Below are 11,542 nucleotides of genomic sequence, written 5' to 3'. Positions count from 1 at the left end.
GCCACCGCGCATCGCGCTGGCCGCGCCCACCGGCCGCGCCGCCGAACGCATGGCCGAAAGCCTGCGCCGGGCGGTCGCCGCCATCGAACCTTTGCCCGATGTCGATCCCGGGCTGCTGGCCGCGCTGCCGGCCAGCGCCAGTACCGTGCACCGGCTGCTGGGCACCATCCCCGACAGCACACGGTTCCGCCATCACGCCGACAACCCGTTGCCGTTCGACCTGGTCGTGATCGACGAGGCCTCGATGGTGGACCTGCCGCTGATGGCCAAGCTGGTCGATGCCGTGGCCGAGGGCGCGCGCCTGTTGCTGTTGGGCGACGCCGACCAGCTGCCGTCGGTGGAAGCCGGCGACGTGCTGGCCGCGATCCTGGCCGCGGCCGGCGCGGGCGACAACGTGTCCAGCAAGGACGCGCAGGCATTGGCGCCGCTGCTGGGTACCTTGCCGGCGCAGGCGGTGGCCGAACCGTCATCGGCGCCGGGTCGTCGCGTGCATCTGCGCCGCGGCTATCGCCAGGTGGAAGGCTTCGCCCTGGCACCGCTGGCCGAAGCGGTGCGCAGCGGCGACGCGGCGCACGCGTTGCAGCTGCTGCGCGGCGGCACGCTGGCGGGCGTGGAGTTTGCCGAAGACACCTTCGATCCGCTCGACGGCCCGGCGCGCGACACCCTGCTCGGCCACTTCCGCGCATTGGCCACCGCCGACAGCCCGGCGGCCGCGCTGGCACTGGCCGGCCGCTTCCGCCTGCTGACCGCGCTGCGCGAAGGTCCGCAAGGTGCGCGCGGGCTCAACGCACGCATCGAGGAACTGCTGGGCGGCGGCAAACGCGGCGCGCCCGGTTACTTCCACGGCCGGCTGCTGCTGGTCACCGAGAACAGCTACCGGCACCGCCTGTTCAATGGCGATGTCGGCGTCTGCCTGCGAAGCGAAGGCGGGCGCGACGGCCACGGCCCGGTGCTGGCCTGGTTCCCCGGCGACGAGGCCGGCGAGGTCCGCGCGTTCCACCCGGCGGCACTGCCCGCGCACGAAAGCGCGTTCGCGATGACCGTGCACAAGGCCCAAGGTTCGGAGTTCGAGCAGGTGTGGCTGCAGCTGCCGCGCCACGACAGCCGCGTACTCGCGCGCGAACTGCTCTACACCGGCCTCACCCGCGCCAAGCGCGCACTGCACCTGGCCGGCAGCGCCGAGGTCATCAACGCCGCACTGGCACGGCATGCGGCACGGATTTCGGGGCTGGGGTGGCGCTTGGCTGGAGAGCGCAAAGAAACGCTACCCGAACGGATTCCCGATGCGTCAGCAGACATGCCCCAGCAAGGCGCGTTGTTCTAAGCGCGACGGACCGGGACCGCAAGTGAACCTGACCCCGGTTCTCCCCCGTTTCCCGGCATCTGGCCGGTCGCGCCGAGTCATCACGCCGCCATGCCAGCCGCTGGTCGGGGCGGGAGGCACGGTTGAGCGCGCGATTGCTTTCCTGGCGGGGTTTCCGCAATACGGATCAGGCTTGCAGAACCCGCCCGGATCGGCAATATTCGCTATTCGCGAATAACGAATATTGCCGTGGACCTCAAACCTCAAGAGCTTCTGGTACTGCTGAAAGTCTGTGCCCATCCGCAACAGAAGTTCACTTTCGCCAGCCTGGCCCAGGAACTGGCCATGAGCGCGGCCGAGGTCCATGCCAGCGTGAAACGCGCCACGGGTGCCGGACTGGTGAACCTGCGCGGCAGGGGGGACTGGTCGCCCATCCATCCCGCGTTGCTGGAATTTCTGCTGCATGGCGCCCGATATGCATTTCCCGCTGAAATCGGCCCGGTAAAACGGGGCGTGCCTACGGCATACGGCGCGGAACCGCTGGCCAGCCAGTTGCAGAACAGCGCCGATGTGCCGGTCTGGGCGCACCCGCACGGTACCGCCCGCGGGCCTTCCATCTCGCCGATCTACCGTACCGCCCCCCAGGCCGCACTGGCCGACCCGGCGCTGTATCGGCTGCTGGCACTGCTTGATGCACTGCGCATCGGCCGCGCGCGCGAGCGCGAGCTGGCGGCCACGCTGCTGACCGGATCCCTGCGAGGCGACGATGGCGCGGCCTGATCCCAATCTGCCGCAGCTGCTGGCCATTGCCGAGGCCTTGGGCGATCTGTGCGAGCAGGTGGTGTTTGTCGGCGGCGCTACCGCCGGATTGCTGTTGACCGACCCGCTGGCTGAAGGCGTTCGCCCCACATTGGACGTGGACGCCATCGTCCAGGCAGACAGCCTTGCCCACTATCACCGCATCGAAACCCGGCTGGAGCAACGCGGCTTTGTCCGCGATGCGCAAAGTGGCGTGATCTGCCGGTGGCGGCATCGCGGCTCGCAGCTGTTGTTCGACCTGATGCCCGTGGACGCGTCGATCCTGGGCTTCGGCAACCGCTGGTATGGCGAAGCGGTGGCCACCGCACAGCTGCATCGATTGGGAAACGGCGTGCAGATCCGTCGGGTCACTGCGCCGGCATTCTTCGCCACCAAGCTGGAGGCCTTCAGGGATCGGGGCGGTGGCGACTTCATGGCCAGCCATGATCTGGAGGACGTGCTCAACGTGCTCGACGGCCGCCCCGAGTTGCCTGATGAACTTGCCCAGGCGTCGATGCCGATGCGGCAGGCGGTCGCCGCGTTTTTTACGGATCTGCTGGCCAACCCCGATTTCCTCAATTGCTTGCCCGGATTGCTTGCCGATCCGGACCGGGTGCACATCATCATCGAGCGACTGCAGCGCATTGCGGCACAGCGCTGAGGGTTTACTTGTTTAGGATCATGTCCATTTAGAGGATGGGGAAACCGGATGGTGGAACCGGCCTCAAAGTGAGGTTTCCTTTCGCAATGCGCTTGGGACCTGTCACATTGCGGGCGTCCCGTCAGGAGAAGAAGGCGAAGATTTTTCACGGTTGTGGCCGTGGTGGCGCTATGGTCTCAGCCCTGGATCGCAGACCCGGCAAAGGAGATGGCGATGGAGGAAACATCGAGGACACGGCTTCCCAATGACCCATTGCATCCGGATCACGAAATGCATCAGCGCATTTTGACTGGGATGCAGGCGGTGGGGAGTTGGAATACGGAGCAAGCCGCCAACCTGGCGGCGGCGTTGTATGCGGAACTGCGCGGCCGGCAGCCGCAAATGCTGGCGCGTGATATCGGGCAGGTATTGATCGGTGATCCGGATGCCGCCCGGCCGTCGGTGTTCGTTGTGCCGCGGGCGGGCTATCACAGCCATGAATCCGATCCCGCCGCGCTGCGCTTTGGTGTCCCCGTTGAAGCGAGGTGGCGGCCTGCGCATGAGTCGCTTGCATCGTACAGCCGGGATATCAGCATCGGCGCTGATGGATTCCTGATGGATCGGGGTGTCGTCCACACGCCGATCTCCAGGATCCAGCACGGTGTGATGGAGCAGGTGAATGGCATCGTCCTGCATCGCACGGAATCAAGCACCGCTTCCGGCACCTTGCAGGCCTGGCGTACCGGGGCAGGCGGCACCGGCGCCCACTTCCTGATAGACAAGGATGGCACCATCCATCAGTCCGTCAGCGTCGATCAGCAGGCTTGGCATGTCGGCGCAATACGCTCTCGAGGAGAGGTCGAAGGCACGATTACTCCTGCCGACCAGCGCGAGCTCCGATCCGCCCGTACTGGACAGGCCGAGTGGAAGGCGCCAGCTGCCCGTGCGGTAGGCCGGGTCGAAGCAAGCCGACCCTATCCGGAAAGATATCCCACCAATGCCGACAGCGTCGGCATCGAGGTGGTGGGACGCTATGACCCGTCCACGCGGACGTGGGACGCTCCAACCGCTGAACAGAGCGCGTCGATCCGGCAACTGGTCGGCATCCTGCAACACAACTTTGGACTCAACGACCATGACGTGTACGAGCACGATGCCATCTCCCGCAAGACACCTGGCGAAGGCGCCGGTCTTTACGCACCTGCTGCCCCTGGTCCTGCTGCCGATGCTGTGGGGATGCCAGCCGCAGGCCAGAGCCGATAGCAATGGCGGCCAACCGACAGTCCTGGAGGTGTCGTCGTCGGTGTACCGGCCGGCTCAGGGTGCACGCCGTGACGAGGGTGAAGTGGCGATGTGCAGGGAATGGTCCTTGGACAAACGGCAGGCGGCGTCGTTGTTGAACCTGAGCAGGGAACTGCAGGAAGGGGAACTGCACCAGTTCGACTGGTTGCCATGCTCGATCAAGGGTCGCACTCAAATACAGGGAACGGTCTGGGATTTCGAGATCAACGCGGCCGGCACCAGCATATTGCGCAGCGGCGAGCGGGCGCAGCTGATGGGTTGCTCACAGTCGGCGTGCGAGCCGCTGGTGATCCTGATGCCCGAAGCGCATGACCACTGACGGATCGCTATCAAGCGGAACTTGAAGCGCGCAGCTGTCCTAGGTCGCGCCGCTGTTCTGGTCGGCAGGGACGGTCAATTCACCGCACAGTCGTTCCAGGCCAGGCCTGAACCGTTTTTTCCTCCCCGCCGGTGGGCATGTACCGGCGATCGCCACGATCAGGAGGAGACCGGTTTGCCAGGAAGACCCGGCTTGCCCTGCCGGGCTCGTGCATCCTGCTGCCAGTTTGCTGGCTGCTGGCGCTGCTGCAGTTGCCGGCGCCCGCGGGCGGTCCACGGCGCGAGCGCCTGACTGCCGCGGAAACCCGCTGCCCATAGCAACCGGCCAGCGCCAGCCGCGGCGGGGGATTTCCCTTGCGCGCGCAGGCGTTGCCAGAAGGCGTGGCTTAACCCGGAACCATGCCGTCCCCCCGCCCGGCTGGTAGCATGTCGGCCCCGTAATACAGGCGCCGACTCCATGGCCGATTCCCCCAAATCCCCGGTCACCCAGGCCCAGGCCGAAGCGGCCGTGCGCACCCTGCTGGAGTGGGCCGGTGAAGACCCCACGCGTGAAGGCCTGCTCGATACCCCGCGGCGCGTGGCCGAAGCCTATGGCGACTGGTTCAGCGGCTACCGCGAGGACCCGCGCGCCTACATGGAGCGCACCTTCGAGGAAGTGGCCGGCTACGACGAGCTGATCGTGCTGCGCGACATCGAATACGAAAGCCACTGCGAGCACCACATGGCGCCGATCATCGGCCGCGTGCACGTGGGCTACCTGCCGGCCGGAAAGGTGGTGGGCATCTCCAAGCTGGCGCGCGTGGTGGAAGCCTATGCCCGCCGCTTCCAGGTGCAGGAAAAGATGACCGCGCAGATCGCCCAGTGCATCCAGGACGTGCTGCAGCCGCTGGGCGTGGGCGTGGTGGTGGAAGGCGCGCACGAGTGCATGACCACCCGCGGCATCCACAAGCGCGGCGTGAGCATGGTCACCTCGAAGATGCTGGGCAGCTTCCGCGAGGACGCGCGCACCCGCGCCGAGTTCCTGCGCTTCATCGAAGTCGGTCAGAACAAGCGCTGAAGCCGGACGCGGTGTGCCGATGAAATATCGCCCGCGCGTTGCCCGCTATCGCCATCTGCGCGAGCAGCCGCTGTGGAAGCTGTTGGCAGCCGACCATGCCCCGGAAGTGATCGGGCTGCTGCAGAGCCTGCTGCTGGAAGGGGAGCGGCGGCTGCCGGCGGCGGTGCTGCATGAACGCCTGCAACAGCAGCTGGACGACCTCAACGCCGGGCAGCTGCTGCACGAACTGCCGCGTCCCGCGCAGGCTTATGTGGCGCACTGGCTGGCACAGGGCTGGCTGGAACGACGCCTGCCCGAGGGGGCGCAGCAGGAAGAATACGAGCTGTCCACCCAGGCCACGCAGGCGATCCGCTTTATCGCCGGGCTGGAGCATGCCTCCAGCGCGGCCACCGAGAGCCGGCTGGCGCTGGTGATCCAGCAGCTGTCGCAGCTGGCGGCGCTGACCGAATCGAACCCGGATGCACGGCTGGCGGCGCTGCGCGACGAGCGCGACCGCATTGACGCGGAAATTGCCCGCGTGTCTGCCGGCAAGACCGCCGCCATCGACGGCAAGCGTGCGCTGGAGCGCACCCGCCAGGTGATTGCCCTGGCCGATGAGCTGACCGAGGATTTCCGCCGTGTCCGCGATGATTTCGAACGGCTCAACCGCGAGTTCCGCGAGCGCATCATCGACGACGAGGGCGAGCGCGGCGAAGTGCTGGAGCGGCTGTTCGCCGGGGTCGATGTGATAGGCGACAGCGAGGCCGGGCGAAGCTTCCAGGCCTTCTGGACGCTGCTCAACGATGCCGAGCAGAGTGCGCAGCTCGATGCCGCGCTGGAAACGGTGCTGGCCCGCGGCTTTGCCCGCAAGCTGGAGCGCAGCGAGCGCGGTTTCCTGCGAGGCTTCACTGCCACCATGCTCGAGCGGGGCGGCCAGGTGCACGACGTTTTGCAGCACTTCGCCCGCAGCCTGCGCGGTTTCGTGCAGAGCCGTGGCTACCTTGAACAGCGCCGGCTCAACCGGCTGCTCAAGCAGGCCCAGGGCGAAGCGCTGCAGCTGCGCGAGCTGGTGCCTGCGCAGCGCGCCATTGGTCACGAGCTGGCATTGAGCACCAGCCGCCTGCGTTCGCTCAGCCAGTGGCGGCTGCACGATCCGCGCAGCCAGCGGGTGGACGGCCAGGTGCTGCGCAACGAGGCGGCAGCGATCTCGCTGGACAGCGTTGGCGAGCTGATGCTGCAGTCGGAGATCGATCTGCGCAGCCTGCGTGCCGACCTGCATGAACTGCTGGACGAATACCCGCAGTTGTCGATCGCGCAGGCGTTGCGGTTGCGCCCGGCCGCGCAGGGGCTGGGATCGGTGATTGGCTTCCTGTCGCTGGGCACGCGCCACGGCGTGGTAGTCGAAGGTGAAACCGAAACCGCGCAATGGCAGGGAGGTGATGGCACCGTGCGGCGGGCACGTATCCCGCTGGTGTGGTTCATGAAGGAAAAACGCGATGAACTGGTCTGACCTTCCTGCCTCGACAGATGCCGCAAACGGCAACGGCACCAGTGCGGTGCCTGCGGGCACTGCCAGTGGCGCACTGTTCACGGGTGACAGCGGCCAGCTGCCGTTCGAAGCGCGCCGCGCGCTGTGCCAGCTGCTGGCCGGGCCCAGCATCGATGCCCAGCGCCACAGCCAGTTGTGGCCGGCCCTGCTGCGCAGCGAGGCCGGTATCCGCGCGGTGTTGTCCGAACTGTTCCTGGAACTGGTGCTGGACCGCGAGGGCGGTGTGGCATTCACCCGCCAGGCCGATACCGGCGAGCTGGAAACCCCGGTGTTGCTGCGCTCGACGCCACTGACCTTCATCGACTCGGTGCTGCTGCTGCATCTGCGCCAGCAACTGGCCGAAGCCGATGCGCGCGGCCACCGCGCCGTGGTCGAGGATGCGTCGCTGGCCGAGGCATTGGCGGTATACGAGAAGAACCTGTCCACCGACCGTGCCGGCTTCAACCGCCGCGTCGCCGCCGCCATCGGCAAGATGAAGGACAACCACCTGTTGACCCGGTTGCGCGGCACCGAAGACCGCTACGAAGTGTCGCCCGCGCTCAAACTGCTGTTTTCCGCCGAGGACGTGGCGCTGCTGGCCCAGGTGTACCGCCAGCTGCGCGAAAGTGGCGCGCCGGCCATGGACGACGCATGAGCAGTCCTTGCCCTGCGCCGCTGCGGCAGTGCCGCCACGCCACCCGCCTCAACGACTGCGCGCGCGCCTTGCATGCCGCGCCCTGGATGTGACGATGAACTTGCCGACTCCGCGTGTGCCACGCGCCCGTTCCAGTGCCAGTGCCAGCCTGTTCAACGATGGTCAGCCTGACCTGCGCGCGGCGCAGTTCCGCATGCGCCGGTTGCAGGTGCACAACTGGGGCACGTTCTCCGGATTGACCGAAGTGCCGATCGCCGAAAAAGGCTTCCTGTTTGTCGGCCGCTCCGGTTCCGGCAAGTCGACCCTGCTCGATGCGATGAGCGCGCTGCTGACGCCGCCGAACATCGTCGACTTCAACGCCGCCGCACGCGAAGCCGAACGCAGCGGCCGCGATCGCAACCTGGTGTCCTATGTGCGCGGGGCCTGGGCCGACCAGCAGGATCGCGAGTCCGGCGAGATCGCCACCCAGTACCTGCGCCGGGGGGCCAGCTGGAGCGCGCTGGTACTGGAATACCGCAATGGCGAGGGCGCCGTGGTCAGCCTGGTACGGCTGTTCTGGATCGCCGGTAATGGCGCCAGTGCCGCCGACGTACGCAAGCACTACATGGTGGCCGAGCGCGCGTTCGATATCGCCCGCGACCTGCAGGGCTTCGACCTGGACCTGCGCCGACTCAAGGCACGGCTGGCCGATGTGCACCACTTCGACAGCTTCGCCGGTTATGCCGAACGCTTCCGCCACCTGCTGGGCATTGGCAACGAGATGGCGCTGCGGCTGCTGCACAAGACCCAGTCGGCCAAGAACCTGGGTGACCTCAACGCCTTCCTGCGCGGCTTCATGCTGGACGAGCCGAAAACGTTCGAGGCCGCCGAGCGGCTGATCACCGATTTTTCCGAACTCGACGGCGCCCACCAGGCTGTGGTCACCGCGCGCCGCCAGGTGGAGACATTGCTGCCCGCACGTGAACACCATGCCAGGCTGCTGGCCTTGCGTCGCCACCGCAGCGAGCTGGACGAGTTGCGTCTGGGCATCGACCCGTTCCGTGAACAGCAGCGGCTGGCCCTGCTCGACACCTGTCTGCGCGAACTTGATACCCGGGACCGCGGTCTGGCCGGTGAGGAGGGGCAGCGCCGCAACGTGCTGGATAACCACAAGGCACGCTTGGCCGACCTGGAAAAGCAACGTAGCGAGCAGGGCGGTGAGCGCATCGACGAATTGGAGCGCGAGCAGGCCCGGATGACGGCCGAACGCGACCGCCGCGCCGCGCGGCGCAGCCAGGCTGAACAGGCCTGCCGCCAGCTGGAGCAGGTCCTGGCCGGCAGCGCGCATGGATTTGCCGCGCAGCTGGAGCAGGCACGGCAGCGGCTGGACGAGGGCCAGCGCGCCGCTGCCGACTGCGACGAGAGGATTGGCGAGCGGTTGGCCGGCAAGCGCGATGATGAAAAGCGTTTTGCCGAGGTACGCGCCGAGATCGAAGCGCTCACCCGCAATCCGTCCAACGTCCCGGCACCGTTGCAGGCGTTGCGTGCGCGGCTGTGCGCCGATACCGGGCTGGCCGAGGCGGCACTGCCGTTCGTAGCCGAGCTGCTGCAGGTGCGCGAGGAAGACGCCGCATGGCGCGGCGCGATCGAGCGCGTGCTGCACGGGTTCGCGCAGTCGCTGCTGGTGGACGAGAAGCACCACGCCCAGGTTGCCGACTGGATCAACCAGACCCACCTGGGCATGCGTTTGGTCTATTACCGCGTGCGCCGTAACGACGATGCCATGGCACGCACGCCGCAACCACGCTCGCTGCTGCACAAGCTGGAACTGCGCGAACACGCATTTGCCGGCTGGCTGCGCCCGGAGCTGGGCCGCCGCTTCGACTACGAGTGCGTGGACAACGCCCGCGCGCTGCGCAATGCCGAGCGCGCGATCACCCGCGAAGGCCAGGTCAAGCATCCTGGCGACCGCTACGAGAAGGATGACCGCCACGCCATCGGCGACCGCAAGCGCTGGCTGCTGGGCTTCGACAACCGCGACAAGTTGGCGCTGTTCGAACGCGAGGGGCAGCAGCTGGCCCAGCGTATTGCCGGTTGCGAGGCCGAAGTAGCGCAGCTGCGCGCCCGCCGTGAACACGAAAGCCAGCAGCGGCTNGAGGGGCAGCAGCTGGCCCAGCGTATTGCCGGTTGCGAGGCCGAAGTAGCGCAGCTGCGCGCCCGCCGTGAACACGAAAGCCAGCAGCGGCTGGCCTGCAACACCCTGGTCAACCTGGACTGGGACGACATCGATGTTGGCAGCCGTCTGCAGCGGCTGGACGACATTGCCCGGGCATTGCAGCAACTACGCGAGGGCGATGCGAACCTGCGCCAGCTTGGCGAGGCCATCGACCGCGCGCGCGCCGACGTGACACAGGCCGAACGCACCTATGCCGACGTGCGCGAGGAGCGGATCAAGCTGCGTGGCGAATGCGAGCGTTGGGAGAAGGAACGGTTGGCCTGTGCCGATGCCGGCCAGCGTGTGGTCACGCCGCTGCAGTTGCAGGGGCTGGGTGAGCGCCTGGTGGCCCTCGGCCCGTTGGGGCTGGGTAACCTTGAAGCCCACTTCCGCCAGATCGGTAGTGCACTCAACACGCAGCTGGCCGACAGCGACCGCGAGGGACAGCAGCTGGAACAGCTGCTGGTGGAGTGCTTCCGCCGCTACTGCCGGCTGTGGCCCGAAGACAGCGGCGATTTCACCGCCAGCCTGGCCGGCGCCGATGATTTCCTTGCCCGCCTGCAACGGTTGGAGCGCGATGGCCTGCCGCAGCACGAGGCGCGCTTTTTCGAACTGCTGCAGCGACAGAGCAAGAACAACCTGCTGGCGCTGCAACGGCATACCGCCGAGGCGCGCAAGTCCATCGCCCAACGGCTGGACGAGGTCAACGCCAGCCTGGAGCAGGTGCCGTTCAATCGCGGCACGCTGCTGACCATCGAGCTGACCGACCGCCGGCTGCCCGAAGTGGTGGAATTCCACCAGCAGCTGCGCGAGGTGCTTGGCCACCACCAGACCGAGGACCGCGAGGTGGCCGAAGCGCAGTTCGCCACCCTGCGTGCATTGGTGCAGCGACTGGGATCGGCCGAAAGCGAGGATCGCCGCTGGTGCGAGCTGGTGCTCGATGTGCGCCTGCATGTGGAGTTCATTGGCGTGGAGGTGGATGCGGCCACCCGCCAGCAGGTGGAGATCTACCGCAGCGGCGCCGGCAAATCCGGTGGCCAGCGGCAGAAGCTGGCCACCACCTGCCTGGCGGCCGCGCTGCGCTACCAGCTGGGCGGCGAGGACGGCGAGTTGCCGCGTTATTGCGCGGTGGTGCTCGATGAAGCCTTCGACAAGGCCGACAACGAGTTCACCGCGCTGGCGATGAATATCTTCGAGAATTTCGGCTTCCAGATGGTGGTGGCTACGCCACTGAAATCGGTGATGACGCTGGAGCCGTTCATCGGTGGCGCCTGTTTTGTCGAGATCAGTGGCCGCCACGATTCGGGCGTGTTGCTGATCGAATACGACGAGCAGGCGCGACGGCTGAAGCTGCCGGAGCGAGCCCGCGCTGGCGGGGCGGCCATCGCCGGACCGCACGACCCCTGATCGGCCGCCATGGCTATGCCTTCGTCGATGCTGCTGCCCGAAGACGCGCTGGTCCGGCTGCGGGCGCAGTGGCGCCGGCGGCGTGGCGAATGGTTGCTGGATCCGGCCGCCATCCCCGATCCGGTGCCGTTGCGGCCGCCGAACCAGGCCCAGGTTGAAGCCGACTGGCCGCGTTTCGATGCCTGGCTCACGGCTTGGCGCCGCACCGGGCTGCCCGGCGAGATCGAGTGGGGTACGCGGAACTGGTCGCGGCTGGGCAGCCAGTCGTTGCCGCGGAGCTGGCGGCTGCACAACGTGCAGGAAGTGGCTCAGGCGCTGGGCGAGGGCGGGCGCTGGCCGCGCGCGGTGCGGCGCGCAGCGC

At 67.4% G+C, this 11,542-nt stretch carries 10 protein-coding genes; all 10 read left to right on the top strand.

The window, feature by feature from the left end; all coding sequences use genetic code 11:
- On the top strand, positions 1 to 1,324 hold a 1,324-nt coding region (recD, locus tag QZH66_RS13875), incomplete at its 5' end, for an exodeoxyribonuclease V subunit alpha (RefSeq protein ID WP_305806532.1).
- 228 nt (positions 1,325 to 1,552) lie between these two features.
- The gene (locus QZH66_RS13870) at positions 1,553 to 2,083 is read left to right on the top strand and encodes a MarR family transcriptional regulator (protein WP_305806531.1); all 531 of its coding nucleotides are present in this window, start codon (positions 1,553 to 1,555) and stop codon (positions 2,081 to 2,083) included.
- On the top strand, positions 2,070 to 2,762 hold the full coding sequence (locus tag QZH66_RS13865; RefSeq protein ID WP_305806530.1) for a hypothetical protein: 693 nt from the start codon (positions 2,070 to 2,072) through the stop codon (positions 2,760 to 2,762). The genes QZH66_RS13870 and QZH66_RS13865 overlap by 14 nt, the downstream gene beginning before the upstream one ends.
- Positions 2,763 to 2,975: 213 nt before the next feature.
- Complete coding sequence (locus QZH66_RS13860; RefSeq protein WP_305806529.1) at positions 2,976 to 4,004, top strand: peptidoglycan recognition family protein; 1,029 nt, start codon at positions 2,976 to 2,978, stop codon at positions 4,002 to 4,004.
- A gap of 106 nt (positions 4,005 to 4,110) precedes the next feature.
- Complete coding sequence (locus tag QZH66_RS13855) at positions 4,111 to 4,362, top strand: hypothetical protein (protein ID WP_305806528.1); 252 nt, start codon at positions 4,111 to 4,113, stop codon at positions 4,360 to 4,362.
- 456 nt (positions 4,363 to 4,818) lie between these two features.
- Positions 4,819 to 5,418, top strand: a complete 600-nt coding sequence (gene folE / locus QZH66_RS13850; RefSeq protein WP_305806527.1) for a GTP cyclohydrolase I FolE — start codon at positions 4,819 to 4,821, stop codon at positions 5,416 to 5,418.
- A gap of 19 nt (positions 5,419 to 5,437) precedes the next feature.
- Positions 5,438 to 6,907, top strand: a complete 1,470-nt coding sequence (locus QZH66_RS13845) for a DUF3375 domain-containing protein (RefSeq protein WP_305806526.1) — start codon at positions 5,438 to 5,440, stop codon at positions 6,905 to 6,907.
- Positions 6,894 to 7,580: a DUF4194 domain-containing protein gene (locus QZH66_RS13840; RefSeq protein ID WP_305806525.1), complete on the top strand. Its 687-nt coding sequence runs from the start codon at positions 6,894 to 6,896 to the stop codon at positions 7,578 to 7,580. The genes QZH66_RS13845 and QZH66_RS13840 overlap by 14 nt, the downstream gene beginning before the upstream one ends.
- Before the next feature lie 94 nt (positions 7,581 to 7,674).
- Positions 7,675 to 11,181 (top strand): SbcC/MukB-like Walker B domain-containing protein, encoded by a 3,507-nt coding sequence (locus tag QZH66_RS13835; protein ID WP_305806524.1) that lies wholly within the window; start codon positions 7,675 to 7,677, stop codon positions 11,179 to 11,181.
- Positions 11,182 to 11,190: 9 nt separating this feature from the next.
- A partial coding sequence (locus QZH66_RS13830; RefSeq protein ID WP_305806523.1) for a DUF3322 domain-containing protein occupies positions 11,191 to 11,542 on the top strand: 352 nt, incomplete at its 3' end.

Source organism: Stenotrophomonas sp. YIM B06876, from assembly GCF_030711595.1.
GTDB lineage: Bacteria > Pseudomonadota > Gammaproteobacteria > Xanthomonadales > Xanthomonadaceae > Stenotrophomonas.
This window is presented reverse-complemented; position numbering and strand designations above follow the sequence as displayed.